General features: G+C 68.2%; 18 protein-coding genes. 12 read left to right on the plus strand and 6 right to left on the minus strand.

Features of this window, described 5'->3' with window-relative positions; genetic code table 11:
* Window positions 1-35 precede the first annotated feature (35 nt).
* Window positions 36-1136, minus strand: coding sequence for an ABC transporter substrate-binding protein (locus CPZ00_RS04650; RefSeq protein ID WP_199243393.1), 1101 nt, complete (start codon window positions 1134-1136; stop codon window positions 36-38).
* A 174-nt stretch (window positions 1137-1310) separates the two neighbouring features.
* Here CPZ00_RS04650 and CPZ00_RS04655 point away from each other — a divergent pair, with 174 nt between their 5' ends.
* The 4 genes from CPZ00_RS04655 (at window position 1311) to CPZ00_RS04670 (ending at window position 7028) form a co-directional block, all read left to right on the plus strand.
* Complete coding sequence (locus tag CPZ00_RS04655) at window positions 1311-2180, plus strand: IclR family transcriptional regulator (RefSeq protein ID WP_096389846.1); 870 nt, start codon at window positions 1311-1313, stop codon at window positions 2178-2180.
* Between the two features lie 171 nt (window positions 2181-2351).
* Complete coding sequence (locus CPZ00_RS04660) at window positions 2352-3611, plus strand: M20 family metallopeptidase (RefSeq protein ID WP_096389847.1); 1260 nt, start codon at window positions 2352-2354, stop codon at window positions 3609-3611.
* A gap of 149 nt (window positions 3612-3760) precedes the next feature.
* Entirely contained in the window at window positions 3761-5017 is a 1257-nt protein-coding gene (locus tag CPZ00_RS04665) for an aspartate aminotransferase family protein (protein ID WP_157744178.1), read from the plus strand.
* 769 nt (window positions 5018-5786) lie between these two features.
* On the plus strand, window positions 5787-7028 hold the full coding sequence (locus tag CPZ00_RS04670) for an Ig-like domain-containing protein (RefSeq protein ID WP_157744179.1): 1242 nt from the start codon (window positions 5787-5789) through the stop codon (window positions 7026-7028).
* 133 nt (window positions 7029-7161) lie between these two features.
* Here CPZ00_RS04670 and CPZ00_RS04675 read toward each other — a convergent pair whose 3' ends face one another.
* Window positions 7162-7746 (minus strand): DUF2150 family protein, encoded by a 585-nt coding sequence (locus CPZ00_RS04675; protein ID WP_096389850.1) that lies wholly within the window; start codon window positions 7744-7746, stop codon window positions 7162-7164.
* Window positions 7747-7946: 200 nt separating this feature from the next.
* Between CPZ00_RS04675 and CPZ00_RS04680 the strand changes: the two genes are divergently transcribed.
* Together CPZ00_RS04680 and CPZ00_RS04685 are read left to right on the plus strand one after the other, a co-directional pair.
* Window positions 7947-8996 (plus strand): enolase-like domain-containing protein, encoded by a 1050-nt coding sequence (locus CPZ00_RS04680; protein WP_096389851.1) that lies wholly within the window; start codon window positions 7947-7949, stop codon window positions 8994-8996.
* Window positions 8993-10285: an MFS transporter gene (locus CPZ00_RS04685; protein WP_096389852.1), complete on the plus strand. Its 1293-nt coding sequence runs from the start codon at window positions 8993-8995 to the stop codon at window positions 10283-10285. The genes CPZ00_RS04680 and CPZ00_RS04685 overlap by 4 nt, the downstream gene beginning before the upstream one ends.
* Before the next feature lie 52 nt (window positions 10286-10337).
* Here the strand turns inward: CPZ00_RS04685 and CPZ00_RS04690 are convergent, their stop codons facing one another.
* Window positions 10338-11435 carry an archaeosine biosynthesis radical SAM protein RaSEA gene (locus CPZ00_RS04690; protein WP_096389853.1) on the minus strand — a complete coding sequence of 366 codons (1098 nt, stop codon included), beginning with the start codon at window positions 11433-11435 and terminating at the stop codon, window positions 10338-10340.
* Window positions 11436-11560: 125 nt separating this feature from the next.
* On the opposite strand from CPZ00_RS04690, the gene CPZ00_RS04695 reads away from it, so the two are divergent.
* Window positions 11561-11812, plus strand: coding sequence for a zinc ribbon domain-containing protein (locus CPZ00_RS04695; RefSeq protein ID WP_096389854.1), 252 nt, complete (start codon window positions 11561-11563; stop codon window positions 11810-11812).
* Window positions 11813-12063: 251 nt separating this feature from the next.
* Window positions 12064-12882 (plus strand): transcriptional regulator TbsP, encoded by an 819-nt coding sequence (tbsP, locus tag CPZ00_RS04700; RefSeq protein ID WP_096389855.1) that lies wholly within the window; start codon window positions 12064-12066, stop codon window positions 12880-12882.
* A gap of 141 nt (window positions 12883-13023) precedes the next feature.
* Here the strand turns inward: tbsP and CPZ00_RS04705 are convergent, their stop codons facing one another.
* Complete coding sequence (locus CPZ00_RS04705) at window positions 13024-14985, minus strand: sensor histidine kinase (RefSeq protein WP_096389856.1); 1962 nt, start codon at window positions 14983-14985, stop codon at window positions 13024-13026.
* Window positions 14986-15148: 163 nt separating this feature from the next.
* The gene (locus tag CPZ00_RS04710) at window positions 15149-16153 is read right to left on the minus strand and encodes a deoxyhypusine synthase (RefSeq protein ID WP_096389857.1); all 1005 of its coding nucleotides are present in this window, start codon (window positions 16151-16153) and stop codon (window positions 15149-15151) included.
* 249 nt (window positions 16154-16402) lie between these two features.
* Between CPZ00_RS04710 and CPZ00_RS04715 the strand changes: the two genes are divergently transcribed.
* The 4 genes from CPZ00_RS04715 (at window position 16403) to CPZ00_RS04730 (ending at window position 19221) form a co-directional block, all read left to right on the plus strand.
* Window positions 16403-17086 carry an SCO family protein gene (locus tag CPZ00_RS04715; RefSeq protein ID WP_096389858.1) on the plus strand — a complete coding sequence of 228 codons (684 nt, stop codon included), beginning with the start codon at window positions 16403-16405 and terminating at the stop codon, window positions 17084-17086.
* Window position 17087: 1 nt separating this feature from the next.
* A complete protein-coding gene (locus CPZ00_RS04720) occupies window positions 17088-17624 on the plus strand; it encodes a TlpA family protein disulfide reductase (protein WP_096389859.1) in 537 nt (178 codons plus the stop codon).
* A 23-nt stretch (window positions 17625-17647) separates the two neighbouring features.
* Entirely contained in the window at window positions 17648-18313 is a 666-nt protein-coding gene (locus CPZ00_RS04725) for a cytochrome c biogenesis CcdA family protein (RefSeq protein WP_096389860.1), read from the plus strand.
* 86 nt (window positions 18314-18399) lie between these two features.
* Window positions 18400-19221 carry a hypothetical protein gene (locus CPZ00_RS04730; protein ID WP_172861782.1) on the plus strand — a complete coding sequence of 274 codons (822 nt, stop codon included), beginning with the start codon at window positions 18400-18402 and terminating at the stop codon, window positions 19219-19221.
* A gap of 69 nt (window positions 19222-19290) precedes the next feature.
* Here CPZ00_RS04730 and CPZ00_RS04735 read toward each other — a convergent pair whose 3' ends face one another.
* A complete protein-coding gene (locus CPZ00_RS04735; RefSeq protein WP_096389861.1) occupies window positions 19291-20295 on the minus strand; it encodes a hypothetical protein in 1005 nt (334 codons plus the stop codon).
* Window positions 20296-20385 lie beyond the last annotated feature (90 nt).

Genomic DNA, 20385 nt, shown 5'->3' on the forward strand with positions numbered 1-20385 from the left:
GGAGATCGCCATCCTCGAATTCAGGCGGCGTCGATCTAGGCGGCCTTGACGTTGGTCCAGATCTGGTCGAACTGCTCGCGCAGTTCGTCCGAGAGCGGCTCGATGAACATCGCGTTGTCCGACATCGACTGGGGCCACTGCAGGAACTCGAGTTCCTCCTCGGAGAGCTGATCGGAGAGCTCCTCTTCGAGACCGTCGATCGGGGCCACGTATCCCATCGTCGGCGCCTTCTGTGAGGTGTTTGCCGGCTTGGACCCGAAGTCGGTCCAGGCGACGGCCGCTCGCGGGTTCGGCGCTCCCTGCGGGATCACGAACGTGTCGTAGGTGTACATGAATCCCTCCTGAGTGTTGGACATGTCGATCGGGATGTCCTGGTTGAACTGGCCGTCGTAGGTGCGGCCATCGGTGTAGACGGCCGCGACGATCTCCTCGTTATCGAACATCTGGAGGACGGTGGAGTGGTCCTGCCAGTAGGTGTTGTTGAGGTCCTTCTGCTGGATGAGGACCTCCTCGAGCTCGTCGAAGTCGTCGGGATCGTTGGGGTCCTGCCCGGTGTAGAGGGCGGCGACGCGACAGGCGACCTCCCCCCAGTCCTGCATGCTGACCATCCCGTCGAGGTCCGACTCCCACAGCACGTCCCACGAGCCCGGGTCCTCGTCGAAGTAGTCCGTGCTGTAGGTGAGCGGATGCGCGACGATCGTCTCCGGGATCGCGTAGACGTTGCCGTCCGCCGAGTAATACTCCTCGGCGTCCGAACGGGCGAGGTCGTTGAGCGCGTCCCATCCCTCCATCTTCTCGGCCGGAAGCGGGTGGAGGAAGTCGTTGTTCATCGACCGCACGACCCACGCGCTCGTCGCCGAGATGCTGTCGATCTCCTCGTTGCCGGCCTCCAACTGGGTGTACCACTCGCTGGGGTTGGAGTACGCCGCCGTCGAGACGGAGGTCTCGTACTCGCTCTCGAACTCCTCGACGGCCCAGTCGACCCAGCCGTCGTACCAGTTCCAGACGTTGACGTTGTCCTCCAGATCGCTGGGCGGAACCTCGAGGTCAGCGGGATTCACGTCCTCGCCACCGCCGCCGTTGCCGCCCATACAGCCGGCGAGTCCGATCGCTCCGCCGGCGGCTGCGGTTCGCATTACGTCACGCCGAGTGACATCGTTGGTATCAAACGACATAGGCACAAGTTGTAGCAACCCTTAATAAAGGTTGTTGTACCGCCCCAACGGAGCGGCGATCGTCCAACCGCGAGCCGCCGTTCGAGGGTTTTGATCCTCACAAAACTTACGTCGATACGACCCGTCCGCGTCCGTATGCCGGACCAATCGGACAGCCGTCGTATCGGAGCGGTTCAGCGCACCTGTGAGATCCTCACGGCGATGCGTACCCAGGACGGGAGCTCCGTCTCCGAGTTGAGCGATCGCGTCGATCTCTCGGTCGGGGCCGTTCACACGCACCTCGCCACCCTCCGGGAGTACGGCCTCGTCGTCAAGGAGGGAACGACCTATCGGCTGGGCCCGCAGCTGGTCCCGTTCGGCGAGTTCGTCAAACACCACTCGTCGCTGTATCAGGCGGCGCGACCGGAACTCGACGAACTCGCCGCGGAAACCGGCGAATGTGCACATCTCCTCGTCGAGAACAACGGCTTGAGCGTGTTCCTCTACGAGGCGTTCGGCGACAACGCGGTCGGAACGAGTTACCACGTCCGGTCTCGAACGATCCCGCCACACCACCTCCACTACCACGCGTCGGGAAAGGCGCTGCTCGCCCACTATCCGGCCGACCGCGTTGACGAGATCGTCGCGGAACACGGCCTCGAGCCGGCGACCGAGGAGACGATCACTGACCGTGAGACCCTTCGTTCGACGTTCGAGACCATCCGCGAGCGGGGATACGCGTTGAACGACGAGGAGGAGATCCGCGGGATCCGGGCGGTCGGCGCACCGATACTCGACGAGGACGACGAGCCCGTGGGCGCGATAAGCTTCTCCGCACCCCGAAGTCGCCTGCAGGGCGAGCGGTTCACGCGAGCGGCCCCGGAGCGACTGTTGAGCGTCGCGAACGTGATCGAGGTGAACCTCCAGACGGGTGACTACCCGACACCCCGGGACCGCCACGCCGAGATCGGTGACCGGGTGTATCGCGGCGATCCCCTCGGTGACGGCGCCCCGGAACACTCGTGATGGACTGACGATCCGGTTCGATCGGCCGCTCCCGGGTCGGGGGTGAAGCAGGGTCAATACGGGAGCCCGCCGACGCGGTGAACGGGCCGCGAGCCGCCCCTGGAAAGCGACGTCGCCGACTCCGGCCACGACGTGGAAAGGTATATCTCCCCGGGTAGCGATCGCCGTGGTGTGAGATCGTTTGCCAGCGCGTACGGCGAGGACCTCGAACGGTTCACCGAGGAGTTGCTGCGGTTCCGATCAACCAGCGGCCGGGAGCTGCCGGCGCAGAACTGGTTCGAGGACCGGCTGGCCGACCTCGGGTTCGAGACGTATCGATGGGACGTCGACGCCGACGCGCTCGCGACGATCGATTCGTTCCCCACGGCCGCGGAGATCGACGCCGCGGACCGGCCCGGAGTCGCCGGCGTCCTCGAGTTCGGCGACCCGGACGCGGGACCGACCCTGGTGTTGAACGGCCACGTCGACGTCGTGCCGGCCGACGACTCGTCCTGGGAGACCGACCCCTTCGAGCCGCACTGGGAGGACGGCACGCTCACCGCCCGCGGGGCGGCCGACATGAAGACCAACCTCGCGCTGCTGGTCTTCGTCGCGAAGTGGCTCCACGACGAGCATCGGAACGACCTCGACGGTCGGCTCGTCGTCGAGAGCGTCACCGGCGAGGAGGAGGGCGGCATCGCCGCGCCCGCGGCCGCGCTCTCGAACCCGTATCCCTTCGAGCGCGACGCGGCGATCGTGACGGAGCCGACGGACTTCGACGTGGTGACCGCGACCGCGGGCGTCCTGATGAAGGAGTTGACCGTCCGCGGCCGCTCGGCGCACGCCGCCACGCGGTGGCGCGGCGAATCGGCGCTCGTTCACTTCGAGCGGATCCATCAGGCCCTCCGGGATCTCGAGACCGAACGGCACGACCGCCTGGAACATCCGCTCTACGACTATCCGATCAACTGTCCGATGAACGTCGGAACGGCGCAGGTCGGCGACTGGGTCTCGAACGTGCCGGCGACCGCCACGGCGCAGTTCCGGATCGGCTTCCTCCCCGGCGAGACGCTCGCGGCGGTGGAACGGGAGTACGAGGACCGCCTCGAGGCGGTCGTCGCTGATGACGAGTGGCTGTCGGCGCATCCGCCGTCCTTCGAGCGTCGTTCGATCCACTTCGAACCCGCCGAGCAGGACCCGGAGGCACCCATCGTCCGCGCGATGCAGTCGGCGCTGGGTGAGGCCGGATACGAGGACGTCGATCCGGTCGGGAAGACGTACAGCTCCGACTCGCGATTCTACATCGAGGCCGGGATCCCGAGCGTCATCTTCGGTCCCGGAACCATCGACCAGGCCCACTTCCCGAACGAGTCGATCGAATGGGACGACGTCCTCGCCGCGGGCGACGTGCTCGCGGCGGCGTGTCGTCGGTTCCTGGCCGGCGAGGTGTAACGCTGCTCCTGGCCGGCGAGGCGTAACGCTGCTCCTGATCAGCGAGGCGTGACGTCGGTCTCAGGGGACATCCCGTCTGGATCCTTCAGAAATGTTTATATAGGTGGTTCGTGTCGGAGGTTGATATGGGGTCACAGAGCGGTCAGTTCATGCCAGCGGTATCGCGATTCATCGGCGAGGAGACGCCGGAGCTCGTCGAGGGACACGGGGCGACGGTGGTCGACGCCGACGGGAACGAGTACGTCGACTTCTTCGCCCAGCACGCGGCGATGTCCCACGGCTATTCCCATCCCGAGGTCGTCTCGGCGGTGACCGAACAGACGGAGCGGCTCAACTTCAGCGCCTACGACTTCCCGACGGAGCCGAGCAGGCGACTCACCGAACGCCTGGCCGAGGTGGCGCCCGGCGATCTCGAGCGGTCCTACTTCGTCAACTCCGGGTCGGAGGCCGTCGAGGTGGCGCTCACGCTCGCCCGTCGCGCGACGGGCAACCACGAGTTCCTCGCCCTCGGTGAGGCCTTCCACGGCCGAACGTACGGCGCGCGCTCGCTCGTCGGGTGGTCTGGATATCGGGAGGGATTCGGTCCGTTCCTCCCGTCGGTCACCCACGTACCCTCCTACAACTGCGAGGAGTTCCCGGGGGGAGAACCCGAGACCGGCGCCGAGTACGCGGACATCCTGGAGTACGTCCTCGAGTACCAGGTCTCCGACGTCGCCGCCTTCATCGCCGAGCCGATGTTCGGAACGGCGGGCAACATCCCGGCTCCGGAGGGATACTTCAAGCGTGTGAAGGAGATCTGCGACGACCACGGCATCCTCTTCATCGCCGACGAGGTGATCACGGGGTTCGGCCGGACCGGGAAGCCGTTCGGGATCGACCACTACGACGTCGAGCCCGACGTGATGACCACGGCGAAGGCGCTCGGCGGCGGGATGCCGATCGGCGCGACGATCGCGACGCCCGAGGTCGCCGACGCCTTCGAGAGCATGGATTACTTCTCGACGTTCGGCGGCAATCCCGTCGCCACGGCAGCCGGGCTCGCCAGCCTCGACGTCTTCGAGGATGAGGACCTCGCCGGAAACGCGGCCGAGGCCGGCGAGTACCTCCTGGACCGGCTGCACGATCTGCAGTCGTCGTATCCGTTCATCGGAGAGATCCGCGGTCGCGGCCTGTTGATCGGGGTCGACCTCGTCGACCCGGACGACGGGTCCCCGCTCGCGAAGGACCACAGCATCGATCTCCGCCGTGACGCGATCGATCGAGGGCTGATCCTGCCGGCCGGACAGGGATGGAACGGGAACACCATCCGGATCAACCCGCCGCTCGTCATCGACGACGACGAGATCGACCGCGGCGTCGCCGTGATGGACGAGTGTTTCGAGCTGTTGGCCGACCGGCTCGCGTAGCCGGACCAGCCGCCACCCACCCTTTTCAGGACGTCGCGGTTCGTGCACCCGTCGGTCGTGTAGCGACACGTGCATCGTCCCGTGCACCCGGGCAGAGCGGACGCCGAGTCGCTCGTTCGGTGACCGTGCCGCCCGCTGTACGAGGAGCCACGGGCCCTCGAAACGCTCCGCTCGGCCGCCGAATGTCGTTTTGCGGGACTCAAAAATCGGCCATGTTTTGGCTCGTTTCCGCGGTCGAATCGATCGACTATCACACGGATATGTCTGTAATCCATCCGCAGATATTTTGTCCCTCACAAAACCCGATCCCGGGAGGAATAGTCGTGGGTGAAACACCAACGAACGGTCGTTTTTAAGCACATATTCCAACGAACTCACACTGATATCGGCTTGTTTATATACTATATTTATAAATATAAACCCACATAATGCATATTTATGTACTTTATATCGCAAAATATCTCCAAAATTTTCACTGAGTGGCTAGTAATGAAATGTTTTAAAAATATAGTCTTGGATTTAGTTCCGTGATTTCTGGGCAGGTATCGTGGAAGAATGACTAATCCCGTTGGAGAACACACCGGCACCGAGTCGGGACTGCCTCCCGTCCGCATCTCGTCCCGTCCACGGCCGTTCCGTCGTCCGCATCTCGTCCCGTCCACGACCGTTCCGTCGTCCGCATCTCGTCCCGTCCGTTCGGCGGTACGGTGATGATCGACTCACCGACGAGGACCAACTATTTGCCGGTCGGGCCCCCTTGTGGCACGTAATGGACGCTCGTGGGGGGGACCGTGCACAGTCGATGCAGATCGGAGCGATCCTGCTGTTCGGCTTCCTGATCGTGAGCATCTCGGTGATGCAGGCGACGGTGATCCCCGACCAGAACCGGCAGGTCGAGTTCGCGGCCTACCAGGAGGCGGCGGCCGATCTCACCGACGTTCGCAACGACGTCCTCGCTGCCGCCGGTCGGGACGCGACCGCCGGCACGACGGTGAACACCGGCGTCGACTATCCGAACCGGCTGCTGTTCGTCAATCCCGGTCCGCCCCCGAACCGGTTGTCGACGACCGACGAGCGGACGATCACGATCGAGAACATGCAGGCGGTCGACGGCGAGCCCGGGAACGTCCGGACGTTCGTCGAATCGAACGTCGACGGACGCACCGCCACGACGCGTGACCTCCGGTTCGATCCGGACTACAACGTCTTCACGGGCCAGCCGATGGTCGTCACCGGACAGGAGGCGTATCGCGTCGCCGGGAGCCGACCGATACCGATGGCGAGCCAGACGTTGCTTCGGGACGACCGGATCCGGATCACCCTGCTCCGCGGGGACGTCGACGCCGGCGGATCGAGCGTCAGCCTCACCGCGGAGACGACCAGCGCCGCGACGGGAACCGTGGTCGTCACGGGGTCGCAAGACGGACGGAATGACATCGAACTCCGGCTCCAGCCCCCCGCCGGCGTGGACGCTGCCGAGTGGGCTGCGACCACGGGTACGCGGCTCGAGTCGTCGAACGACCGGGTCCTCGACGTCGCGGCGACCGGCGGAAACGTCGTGGTCACGCTCGACGGCACGCGTCGGTATCGGCTCCGGACCGCGGTCGTGACCCTCCGGGACGGCGACGATGGCGGGAACGCGAACGGCGATCCCGATCCCGCCTACGTGACGACCGTCCTCGGACAGAGTCGAGTCGTCCCGCCCGACACGGAACTCCCGGTCGTGGTCGAGGTTCGCGACCGGCACAACAATCCGGTGGGCGGCGCCACGGTGGATTTCACCGTCACCAACGGCGGATCCGTCGTCGGCCCCTCGACCATCTCCACGAACGCCGCGGGCCGTGCGGAGGTCGTCTTCACCGGCCCGGATCCGAACACGGAGTACACCGTGACGGCGACGATCCTGGACGGGTCGGAGACGTACGAGTCGGCGTCATACGAGATCCAGGTCACGCAGGGACCGCGAGGGGGCGGTCCTGAGAACAACCCGGGGAAGGGGAACCAGGGATAGGGGAACGACTAGAGCGGAGATCAGCGATCGTGGCTGAACGCTCCACCGGGAAGCACCGTATGCAACTGGCGTCCCGGGGTGGCGGTTCAGCGTTCGCGGTCGAGACGCCGAACGGCCGGTCAATGGTGCGCCGTCAGTCCTCTTCGACGACTTCCGGGTCCTGGATCGCCGACTGCAGCGAGTCGAGGCCGTTGACCCACTCGGAGACGAGGCCGTACTCGATGCTCTCCACGAGGTCGATGTCGAGCCGGTCGCCGTCGATCACGCGCGTGCCGGCCTGCACGACGTATCCGAGGGCCGCATCGAGGTCCTCGTCGGCCTCGGCGTCGGCGGCCGCGCCGATGTACTCGTCGAGGTCGCCTTCGACGACGCCGCCGACGACGTACTCCTCGGCCGCGTAGAAGACGGGGACCAGCGAGGTCTGGACGCCGTCGATCAGCATCGTCTTGTCCTCGTCGTCGAAGTCGACCTCGGTGAGCACGATCCCGCGGACGTCCTCGAGCTCCTCGAGCGCACGGTCCTCGTCGATCCGGCCGTCCTCGTACGCCGAGAGGACCTTGGCGACGGCGATCGCGGCGTCGTCCTGAAGGTTGATCAGCAGGCGGGCGGAGTCCTCGCTTTCGGGATCAAGCTCCTCCTCCTCGATCCGGGAGATCCAGTTCTGCCAGCGTTCTTCGGAGTAGAAGGTCTCTACGGCCTCGTCGGCGTCCTCGGTCATGTGACAACTGTCTCGTGGCCCACTCAAATGCCTTTCCTATCGTGCGGACACGCGAGAATCGATGACACGGCGGCGCCGGCGACTCCCGGGACGGTCACCGACCGGAACGGGGCCGGCGGCGGATCGTCCGCCTGGCTGACGATGCCGGCGGTCGGAGCCGGGGCTGGAACCTTCAAGTGCGGCCCCCGAGTCGGTCGGGTATGGACCTCTACGAGGCGGTCGCGGATCTCCCGGTCACGATCGAGAACGAGCGCCGGACGCGACATCGTGCCGACACCACGAGCGGCTTCGAGCGCGTCACCACGGAGATCGCGCTATCGGGGCGCGGCGAGACCGGCCGCGGCGAGGACGTCACCTACGAGACGGCGGATCACGAGGCGTTCGCCGACGCGCCCGCGGTCGGGATAGAGGGCGAGTGGACGGTCGACTCGCTGTCGGACCGGCTCGCCGAGATCGACCTCTTCGAAACGAAGCCGCCCGAGCGCGAGGGGTTTCGCGCGTACCGCCGGTGGGCCTACGAGAGCGCCGCCCTCGATCTGGCCCTCCGACAGGCCGACGCCGACCTCGCGAGCGTGCTCGATCGGGCGCTCGACCCGGCTCGGTTCGTCGTCTCGACCCGGCTCGGCGACCCGCCGAGTGCCGACCGCGTCGCGCGGCTGCTCGAGACGGACCCCGACCTGGAGTTCAAGCTCGACCCGACGCCGGACTGGACCGCCGACCTCGTCGAGACGCTCGTCGAGACCGACGCCGTCCGGGTGCTCGATTTAAAAGGGTGGTACGAGGGAACCGACGTCGACGTCCCGGCCGACCCCGAGCTCTACGACCGCGTCCTCGAGGCGTTCCCGGCGGCGGTCGTCGAGGACGCCGCGTTCACCGACGACACGCACGACAGACTGGCGGGGGCTGCCGAGCGGCTCTCGTTCGATTACCCCGTGACCGACCTCGAGAGTCTCCGGTCCCTGCCGGTCGATCCGGGCTGGTGTAACGTCAAGCCGTCCCGGTTCGGCTCGATCCGGTCGCTGTTCGAGACGGTCGAGTACTGTCGCGGGAACGGGATCCGGTGTTACGGCGGCGGGCAGTTCGAGCTCGGCGTCGGCCGCGGACAGATACAGGTCCTGGCGTCGCTTCTGTATCCCGACGGACCCAACGACGTGGCGCCGCGCGCGTTCAACGACCCGGACGCGTCGCCGCCGTACCCCACGAGCCCGATCGCGATCGACGACCTCGAGGGGTTCCGCCGGCAGCGATGACCGCGGGAGCGCTCGGCCGCGTCTGGGGCGACCCGTACCGGCGACGGTGGATCCTGTGGGGGATCCTCGCGGCGTCGTTCCTCCTCGTGAGCCTCTACCGGCTGTCGACCGCGGTGCTGGCCGCGGACCTGATGCGCGCGCTCTCGATGAGCGGCGCCCAGCTCGGCACCCTGCACGCGGTCTTCTTCCTCGTCTACTCGCTGCTGCAGCTGCCGACCGGGATCCTCGTCGACCGGTTCGGCCCGCGGCTGACCGCCGCCGCCGGCGCCGCGGTGATGAACCTCGCGGCGGTCTGGTTCGCGCTGGCGGGCAGTTACGCGACGGCGCTTGCCGCCCGGTTCCTGATCGGCCTCGGCGGCAGCCTGATCTTCGTGGCGGTGCTGCGCTTCTGTGCGAACTGGTACCGCCCGGACGAGTTCGGCACGATGAGCGGCCTCTCGTTCGCCGTCGGCGGCGCGGGTGGCCTCCTCGCCACCACGCCGCTGGCGGTCGTCGTCTCGGCGGCCGGCTGGCGGACGACGATGGCGGTCCTCGGCGTCGCCGGGATCGCGGTCGCGGCCGTGCTCCTGCTTCTCGTCCGCGACACGCCGTCCGCGGCCGGGTTCTCCGCCATCACCGAGGCGTCGGCACATGACCGCCCGTCGACGGCCGAGGTCGGCCGCTACGCCGCGCGCGTCCTCTCGGACCGCTGGGCGTGGGCCGTCGCGCTGCTGTTGTACTGCACCGGCGGCGTGCAGCTGACGCTGATCGGCCTGTGGGGGATCCCCTACGTGGTCCAGGTCTACGACGTCTCGGTGACGACCGCCTCGACGATCACTCTCCTTGGCGGCATCGGAACGGCGGTCGGCCCGCCGGCGTTCGGGTGGCTCTCGGACCGGACCGGGGTCCGGACGCCGGTCGTGGTCGCCGCGGCGGTCGTCCACACCGCCGCGTTGGCCACCGTCGCGGCGGTCGGCGACCCGCCGTTTTTCGTCGTCGGCGCGGTCTTTCTCACGCTCGGCGGCCTCGTCGGCGCCTTCGTGCTCACGTATCCGATGGTCAGAGCACGGTACGACGACCGCGCGAGCGGGGTCGCGCTCGGGGCGATCAACGGCGCCTCCTTCTTCGGCGCCGCCACCTTCCCCACGCTGATGGGGACGGCCCTCGACGCCTACTGGACCGGCGAGCTGCTCGACGGGGTTCGCGTGTACACGATGACCGGCTACCGCGTGGCGTTCGCGATCGGCGCGGTCGCGGGCGTGATCGCCATCGGCTGTGCGACGTGGCTCCATCGGACCGCGGGCAAGTGAGATCGCAGGACGAGCGACGTTCTGCGGGAGAATCCGGCGGCCGCCAAGTTCCCTACCGGGCGAGGGGCATATTGTAGCTCGTCTCCGCGGCCATAACGTGCTCCCAGGTCCGCTCGCACTCGCAGTCGACCTGCTCGAAGACGCTCGGGTCCTGCCGGAGGTCGAAGTCCTTGATCGCCGTCTGCACGCGGTCGTCACACTCCCCGCAGTTGTGCGCGCCGCGGTCGGAACCGTGGCCGACCGGGTCCGAGACCACGATCGCGTCGACGTCTGCCGTTTCCCCGAGGATATGAGCGACGCTCCAGAGCCACGGCGGACGGTAGCCGCCCTCGAAGAACAGCTCGTCGACCATCGTGTACCGCTGGACGTTACACGGGTTCATCGAGACGGTGTGACAGCCCTCGACGGCCGCACAGCGCCGGATCGACGCGATCATGTCGTCGACGGCCTCCGGCTCCGCGAGGAAGGGCGGCTTCAACAGGAGGTACGCCTTCACGCCCGCGCTGACGCCGTCGGCGTCGGCGTCGACAGAACGGACCTCCTCGCAGGCGGCCTCGAAGTCCGCGAACTCGAAGTACTTGTTCACGCAGTCCCGGCGCACGCGGTCGGTCGCCGTCTCGAGCCCGATCGCGACGTCGGTCGAGAGGCCGACGTCGGTGAAGTCGCTGACGGCCTCGGCGGTGACGAAGTCCGGCAGGGACTCGACGACGATCCGGTCGCGGTCGGCGAACGTTTCGGCGATCGCCGCGCGCGTCTCGGCGGGGACCTCCCGCTCGTCGAGGAACGACCCGGAGGTGTAGATCTTGACCAGCCCGGAGGGCTCGTCGGCGTTGGTCCGCTCGTGGTCCAGGCAGACGTCGATCTGGTCCAGCAGCGCCTCGTGCGTGACGCTGCCGCCCTCGACGGACTCGGCGACGTAGCCGCACATCGTACAGCCGCCGGCGCGGGCCCATCGGCAGCCGCCGGTGTTGAGGATGATCGTCAGCGACTGGCGGACGCCGTCGGGGGTGTTGTCCTCGTCGATCCACACCCGCGTCGGCTCGTGGGGGTCGTACGTCTCGTCCCGCTCGGCGCGGACCTCGCGCATCACCGCGTTGTGCGCGTCCATCCCGCGCCCCTGCTCGAAGGCCTCGGGGGTCGGCGTGCTCATTATGGATCCCTCGGGGACCGGCGCGTAAATCCGCTTCGTCCGGCGGTCGACGCGCGGCCCGCGGACGATCCGGGGGCGAACGATCCGGGGGAAGATTGATTACGGAGACCGACCGATCGCCGAACATGGTCCCCCACCCCGACACGCAGACCGGCAGCGACGCGAGCGCCGACGCCGACGACCGCGGCTGCCCCAAGTGCGGCCACGACGAGACCGAGGTCGGCACGATCTCCACGACCGGCGGCGGCCTCTCGAAGATGTTCGACATCCAGACGAACAGCTTCACGGTGGTCTCGTGCACCGACTGCGGCTACTCGGAGCTCTATCGCGACGCCACCTCCGGCGCGAGCGACGTCGTCGACGTCTTCCTCGGGTGATTCCGACCGCGGCGGTCGTCGCGGTCATCCCCGTATGCGATCGTCGCGAGACGATGGACGGGAGAGCCGCCGAGCGCGCCGCTCGGCGTGATCGCGACGTCGAGAACTGGTGACGCCCGTCATCGTTCGCCCGACGGCGATTTCGCCGATCGTTCGTCCGATTGATGTGGTTATTTCACACGTTCTCAGTGATGATATAGCCATTGTTACCCATAATATTAAGTGCGGAGAGCGGATCACATACCCAACGAATGGTCTCCAGCACCGTGGAAGCTGATGTCGAGGCCGTGCTTGCATCGGCGACCGCCGACGGCGACGAGGACCTCCTCGTCGTCAATCCCTCCATCGAGACGATCGAAGCGATCGTCTCCGCCGGCATGGACGGCGAGACGACCGACATCCCCGACGTTCGACTGCTCGTCGAGGAGCGAACGATCAAGGACGCGACCGACGGCTTTCTGCTCGCCTCGAAGGCGGCGGCGCTGGTCGACCGTCGGATCCTGACGATCCGGACGCCGGAGGTGGATCTCTCGACGACCCTGCTCGTCTCGGCGGACCGCGTCGCCGCGCTCGTCGAGGCGACCGACGGGATCGGCGTGCTCTCGACGACCGACGAGGCGTTCCGCGAGTCCGTCGGGGACGCCTACCGCGCCCGGTTCGCCGACGCGGCGGACTACCGGCTTCGAACGCCGGCGCTCGACCGCGTTCGCGAGACGATGGACGAGGCGCTCGGCGAGGAGCCCCGCGCCGACTTCGAGGCGATGCTCGAGGCGATCGACGGGACCGACCTCGCCGACCGCCTCGACGCGGTCGCCGTCGCGCTGCTCGTGGCCGCGAAACACGGCGTCCTGCTGTACGACCTCTCGAAGTGGGGCGAGGACGTCGGGATCGCCTCGAAGGCGACCTTCTCGCGCACGAAGACGGACCTCGAGGACCACGGCGTGATCGACACCGAGAAGGTGCCGATCGACGTCGGCCGTCCCCGCCTCAGGCTCCAACTCGGGTCGGACCGGCTCCGGGACCGGTCGATCGAGGGGCTCGCGTCGGCCGCGGCGGAGCTGCTCGAGTGACGCCGGCGCCGGCGTCCGGAGGCCCAAAGACGGTGGCTGTGCCGGCGTCCGGAGCCGCCAACGGACCCCGACTGCGCCGATCGTCGCAACTGCGGGTTTCCGCGGGGCGGGGTCGTCGATTTGTCACGCCGCGTCGGTTCGTCACGCCGTCTCCACCGCGTCCGCGGTTTCCCTGGCGGAGACGTCGGTGATCTCGAAGCGGGCGCCGCCCGTTTCGCCGTCCGTCGCCGCGATCTCCCAGCCGTGGGCGTCGACGATCTCGGAGACGATCGCGAGGCCGAACCCGGTTCCGCCCTCGCGGGTCGTGTATCCGGACTCGAAGACACGTTCGCGGTCCGACTCCGGGATTCCGTGACCGTCGTCGGCCACGTAGAACCCCACACCGTCCGGGAGATCTCCGACGACGATCCGGACGTCAGAGCCGCCGTGTTCGACCGAGTTTCGGAAGAGGTTCTCGAGGAGCTGCTGGAGGCGGCCGCGGTCGGCCTCGATCGTCGCGTCCGCCTCGACCGACAGGGCGGCGTCCGGGGCGTCGACGTGCTCCCACGCGGCCGCGGCAACCGCCCCGAGGTCCACGCGTTCGGTCTCGCCGATGGACTCGCCCTGCCGGGCGAGCGTCAGCAGGTCCTCGATGAGCCGATTCATCCGGTCGAGGGCATTGTCGACCTGCTCCAGGACGCTCGGGTCGGCGCTCTCGCTCGTCGAGGCCTCCTCGAGGGCGATCTCGAGATAGCCCGTGGCGACGTTCAGGGGGTTCCGAAGGTCGTGGCTGACGATGCTCGTGAACTCCTCGAGCCGAGCGTTCTGTTCGGCCAGCTCGCGTTCGCGGGCACGGAGCTCCTGTTCGCGTCTCGCGCCGTCGAGCGCACTTCGGACGTTCGCACAGAGGATCCGCGCCAGCGCCACGTCGGCCTCGTCGAAGGCGCCGACCGAGCGCGACCCCGCGATGAACACGCCGTGGTCGCCGAGCGGAACGATCAGCTCGCTGCGGATCGGCGTCTCGGGGTTGTGGAGACGGTCCGCGGTGCGGACGTCGTCGAAACGGGCGATCGAGCCCGACTCGTAGACCTCCCACGCCAGCGAGGACCCCGGCTCGAGGGTCGGGATCGCCGCGAACGTTCGCTTTGCGCCCTCGGTGACCGCGACCGGCTCCAACACCGGTCCGTCGGGCGTCTCCGCGCGGAAGTAGATGCCGGAGATCTCGAGATCGAGCAGCGTCGCGCCGGCGTCGACGCCGCGGCCGGCGACCGCGGACCGCGTGCTCGCCGCGATGAGGTCGCGGGTCGCCTCGTGAAGCGCGTCGAGACGGTCCGCGTACCGTCGCGTCTCGGTGATATCGGTGTAGACCGCGAATCCGTCCGCCGTCGTGGCGGCGGCGTCCAGCGGAACGAACCGGACCACGAAGACGCCGGTCACCCCGTCGGCGCGTTCGCGCTCGATCTCCGTTTCGTACCGTTCCCCCCGCCGGGCGTGCGCGCGAAACTCCGAGAGGTCGTCGTCCAAGTGGGCCTCCGAGAACAGGTCGTCAAAGGACTGACCGCGGGTCTCGCCGGCGGCGTATCCGAACGTCTCCGTGAAGGCGGGATTGACGTCGACGATGACCGGGTCCGTCCCGTCGAAGGCGACCCGCGCAACCGCGTCGGAGGTGTTCTCGAAGAGCGCCTCCAGCCGGGACTTCTCGACGGCGAGTTGCGCTCGGCGGCGACGCCGGCGTTCGCTGTAGAGTCCGATCACGATCCCGCCCAGGAGTGCCGCCGCGGACAGTTGGGCAAGGATGATCAAGGGCTTGATCCGTCCCTGGCGTCGCTGTATCAGATAGACCCACGCGGCCAACGCGAGGACGGCGACGAGACTCACGACGGTCCATCGCAGGACCGTGGTCGCGTCGATCCCGTCGGCGACCGCGCCGAGCCACACCCCGACGCCGACGATCGCGGCGCTCAACAGGTATGGGACGCTGTTCTCGAGGAGCGCGGTCCAGACGGCGTTCCCCTCGAGCACGACGTCCTGATAGAGGTCGTAGGTGAAGATGCCCGCAAGCAACGCCCCGAGCGCGGCTATCAGGATCGCGGAGAGCAGTCGCGCCGTCTCGGATCGATCCATCCGTATCCCGTTCCAGCGTTCAAGGCAGCCGTCAGCTTGTAGTCCTTTCGACGTCCGTGCCGACCCACTCCGAACGGTCGGGCCGCACCGACCCACTCCGAACGGTCGGGCCGCACCGACCCACTCCGAACGGTCGGGCCGCACCGACCCACTCCGTCGTGCGTCAGGCGAACGCGCCCGCCACGAGCAGCGGGAACACCAGGGTGGCCTCGGCCTCGACCTGCGTGTAGTTCGTCTCGGTGTCGTCCTTGATCTTCCCCCAGGAGACCGCCTCGTTTGGCGGCGCGCCCGACAGGGAGCCGTCGCCCTCCATCCCGGTCGAGATGTAGATCGCGTAGTCGGCGCCGCCGCGGAAGAGGTTCGTCATGATCGCGTGGTGTTTGGGCACCCCGCCGCCGACGGCGATGAGGCCGGTCTTGCCCGCCAGGAGGCCGTCCTCGATGAGCGAGTCGTAGTCGTCGAGGATCTCGATGCCGATCTCGGCGTCGTAGCCCTGCCGGTAGTAGTAGAGGAAGTTGCCGACCTCCGCGTCGGTCAGGGCCGGACAGTAGACGGGGACGTCGTTGTCGGCGGCCTGTTTCAACACGGAGTCCTCGTCGTCGAGCGTCTCGCCGACCTCGCGGGCGAAGGCGGTCGGCGTGCGGACCTTCTGCTCGGCGAAGAAGTCGTCGAAGAAGTCGTAGAGGAACTCCTCGAGCCAGACGTACCGGTCGGAGGGGACGTAGATGTTCCCGAGCCGGTTGATGCCCCGCTCGCGGAGTTCGCCCTCGTCGGCGTCCCACTCGCCCATCTTAAAGGGTTTGGCCGTCTTGATGATGTCCTCGGTCAGCGACCCGGAGGTCGTAATGAGCACGTCGACATAGCCCTCCCGAACGAGGTACGCGACCGTCTCGCGCAGCCCCGAGGAGACGATGTTCGAGGTGAAGGTGAGATAGACCGTGGCGTCCTCCTCCTGCATCCGCTCGGCGATGTCGATCGCCTCGGCGAGGTGGGTCGCCTGGAAGCCGGTGGTCGCGTACGTCTCGAGCAGCTCGCCGATGTCGAGGTCCCCGCGGAAGTCCGGCCCGCGCACGTCGGGGGTGGACAGCTCCTCCTCGCTGCCCGGCACGACGTTCTCGCGGGTCTCGCCGTCGGATGAATCGCCCTCGTTGGCGTCGTCGCCGTTCATACCGACCAATACGGGCCGACGGATTTGAATCGATCGGGTTCCGCTCGGTCGCGTCAGGACGGCGCATACACCTCGCGCGGGTCACACGCAACCCCACGGATACCCCCGAGGGAACCACCGCCCTGACGGATGCCTCCGAGGGAACCACCGCCCTGACGGACGGTACCGAGGGAACCCACGCCCTGACGGGCGTTCGCACGCGCCGACGATCAGCGCGGGGCATTTATCCATCGGGACGTAACCACGGATATGGATCGGCGTCACTATCTGCGATCGCTTGCGGGCGCCGGCGTCGTCGGGACCGCCGGCTGTCTCGGGTCGATACCCGGGTTCGGGAACGAGAACGTCGTGCTCGGCCCGCCCGAGCAGGACCTGAGCGAGGCGGCCCACCCGAGCTACGGCGACGAGCTGCCCGCGGTCACGCTTCCGGATCCCGTGACCGGTGAGGCGGTCTCGACCGCCGATCTCGAGGACGACCGCGCCGTTCTGCTGACGTTCTTCTACACCAACTGCCCGGACGGGGTCTGTCCCGCACTCATCCAGCGGCTCCGACGTGCCCAGGAGGTCGCCGCCCAGGAGGGCTACGGCGACGAATCGGCGTTCCTCCCGATCACCTTCGATCCGGAGCGCGACACCGCGGACGTCCTCCGCGAGTACGCCACCCAGCAGGGCGTGAGCCTCGAGGCCGGCAACTGGCATTTCCTCCGGCCCGAGACCTACGAGGCCGGCCAGACGCTGCTCGAGGAGGAGTTCGGACTGGTCATCGAGAAGGCCCCGGCCGACGACTACGAGGGTCTCGAGTACCAGTTCCCCCATTACGGGCTCATCCTCCTCGCGAACAAGCGAGGGTTCGTCGAGCGCGCGTACCCGAACGGCCCCACGGTGGACATCGAGACGGTCGTGAACGACTTCGAACGGGTGGTGACCGCGTAGGATGCGCCGCCGCCAGGTCCTCGCCGGGGTCGCAAGCACCGCCGTACTCGGCGGCGCCGGTCTGCTGGCGACCGGGAACGTCCCCGCGGTGCTCGGCCGGGCCGACGCGGAGCCGGTCGATCCCGTGACGCTCCCGACGATCGACGCCCCGGGGAGCACGGCCGGCGAGGTGACGATCCCGGCGCCGGACCGGCCGACGTTCGTCGACTTCTTCGCCACGTGGTGTTCCCCCTGCGAGGACCAGATGCCGATCCTGGCGGACGTGCGACCGCAGGTCGACGACGACGTCCGGTTCGTCTCCGTCACCCCCGAGGACGCCAGCCAGGACGCCGTCGCGGAGACCATCGCCGAGTGGTGGCGCGAGCACGACGGCGACTGGCTCGTCGCGAGCGACGTGACCGCGGAGCTCACCTCGACGCTGAACGTCGGGTACTACCCTACCGCGGTCGCGATCGACGACACGGGTCGCGTCCGCTGGTCCGATTCCGGCGTCCACACGGCCGATGAACTGCTCGCGGGCATCGAGACCGCCTTATAAGTGACCAATCCCGTGATCGACCGATGACCGACGCCACCCTTGCAACGAACGTCCCCTTCGCGGTCGCCGCCGGCGTCGCGACGTTCTTTTCGCCGTGCGCGTATCCCCTGTTGCCCGGCTACGTCGGCTTCTACGTCAACCAGGCCGACGCCGACTCGGTCTCGATCACCGGCGCCGGAACCCGAGGGATCGCGGCCGGGATCGGGGTGCTCGCCACGTTCACGGTCCTGGCGGGCGCGACGGTTCGGATCGGGCATTCGACGATCTCGAACCTCACCGTCTTCGAGTCCCTGGTCGGCGGGCTCCTCGTCGTCTTCGGACTGCTGGTCGCGGCCGGTCGCGCCCCATCCATCTCGATTCCGCTGCCGAAACGCCGGTCCAGCGTGCTCGGGTTCGGCCTGTTCGGGGCCGGCTACGCGCTGGCCGGCGCAGGCTGCGTCGCCCCGATCTTCCTCGGCGTCGTCGCACGGGCGATCGCGCTCCCGACCGACGTCGCCGTGCTCCTGCTCGGCGTGTACGCCGGGGTCGTCGCCGTTCTGTTGGTCGCGACCACCGTCGCCACCGGGATGGGCCTGCTCACCAACGCCGGTCGCCTGATGGCCTACTCCGGCTGGCTGAAACGGCTCGCGGGCGTCGTGATGGTGATCGCCGGCGTCGGGCAGCTCTACCTGGCGCTCGTGGTATACTGACGTCCACGCCGGCGAACCGACGCGTTCCAGGGACGGGACGTTCCTGCGGCACCGGCTATTTAGCATCCCGGCTCTCACGCCCACGTATGCGACGCGCCGCCCTCGCGCTCTCGCTCGCCCTCCTCGTCGTGCTGGCCGGCTGTACCGCCCTCCCGTTCGGCGACGACCGCCCGCCGAGCGACGACCGCGCCCTCGAGACGCTCGACCGAACGACCGCGGCAGTATCCGACGTCGAGACTTACCGCTTCGAGGCCCGGATGCACGCCTCGGCGACCGCCGATGGCCGGGAGCGGACGGCCACCGCGGAGGGGTCCGGGGCCGTCAACGTCTCCGCCGAACGACTGCGCGCCACGACACGGATCGATGGCGGTGGCGGGTCGCTCGCCGCCGGCGGTGCGAACGATGCGGCGACCGTCGAGACGTACGTCGACGGGAACACGTCCTACCGGCAGTGTCGTCCGCCGTGGGACGGCTGGGCCGTCGAGTCGGTCCCGGAGTCGGACCGCTGGCGGGACGCCACGCCGCTGTCGAACCACCTGACCCTCCTCGAGCGATCCCGGGTGTACTGGCGCGGGGATCGCACCGTCGACGGGAACCGAACGGTGCTGATCGAAGCGTATCCGACTCGGGAGACGATCGAGTCGCTCGCGGAGCGCCGGCAGACCGCCGGCGAGACGGGGCTCGCGGACGCGTCGCTGGAGAACGCCACCGCGCAGCTTTGGATCGACCCGGAGACGGACCTGCCGGTCAGGTCCCGGCTTCGGCTGCAGATCTCCCGGAGAGACGTGACCGCGACGGCCACCCTCACCACGACCTACCGGGGGTACGACGAGCCGGTCTCCGTGACGATCCCGCCCACAGCCACCGTCGAGGAGAACCAGTACGAGCTCGGCTGTCCCGGGGACTGACGGTCCCCGGGTGCCGTGCCTCCAGCTTCGGCCGTTCAGGTTCAGCCCGACGGAACGTGCCAGCTCCGCTCAGGACGGTTCCGAGACGTACAGCGCGTAGCGGTAAAGCGACTGCCCGTCCCAGAGGAGCCGGCCGTTGGCCGAGGACTCGATCCGCTCAAGGCCGAGTGCCGCCAGCAGCGTCCGGAAGGCGTCCGACCGCGGCGCCGTCTCGGTATACTCACCGCGCGCGATCGCCCGGTCGAGCAGGTCGTCCGCGTCGGCCGAGAGCCGCCCGCGATCGATCTCGGCATCGACGCGCGTCTCGAGGACGACCTCGCGAAACGCCGCCGGCGAGTCGGCCACTCGAACCGCGGTGACGACGTGTTCCGGCTCACGGAGCGTCTCCGACCGGAGGTCGATGCGGTAGGTTCGTCGCGACTCGGCGTCGATGGCGACCGTTCGTCCGTCGAGGTCGCCGGCGGCGAGCCGCCCGTTCCGCTCGGCCGGCCGGCGCAGGACGTAGGCGTCCCCGCGGAGCAGCTCGCTCGAGGCGCCGGCGCCGTCAGTCACGTGGTGGCTGTACAGGATCGTCAGCACGCGCTCGTCCGGTCGATCGAGCGTCTCGATCACGAGCGGGTCCTCGTCGGGCTCGGGTGCGGCTCCCGATCCCGAGCCGGAGCTGGCGTCCGTGCCCGGGGACCCCGAGTCGGCGTTCGAGACGGGAGTCAGCCGGACCAGCGTTCGCTCGCGGCGTCGGCGGCCGGTCACGACACGTTTCACCTGGTGGTAGGTGTCCGTCCTCTCGTCGTGGAGGTACGCGTCGGCGGGCAGCGGCGTATAGCCGAGGGTCATATGCCGACCCTCCGGCAGGATCGCCGCGATCGCAGTGCGGGCGGGGTCGCCGAACAGCGGCGAGTCGTCCGGATCGTAGAGTGCGTGCTCGATCGGCGTCGTGCTGATCCGATCCACGCGGAGGGTGTACTCGGTGGCGGTCGACTCCGAGTCGAACACCTCGGGCATCGAACAGCCGGCGAGCGCGGCAGTCGTCGTCGCGCCGACCAGTTGGAGGGCTCGGCGCCGGGTTGCGGGCATCCCCGAACCGTACAATGTCCGGAAACGTAGACGTTTACGATCCCGACCCACCCCGACGCCGTTTTCCTCGGATCCGCGTGCCGGGTCTCT

The sequence above is a fragment of the Halopenitus persicus genome, assembly GCF_002355635.1.
GTDB lineage: Archaea > Halobacteriota > Halobacteria > Halobacteriales > Haloferacaceae > Halopenitus > Halopenitus persicus_A.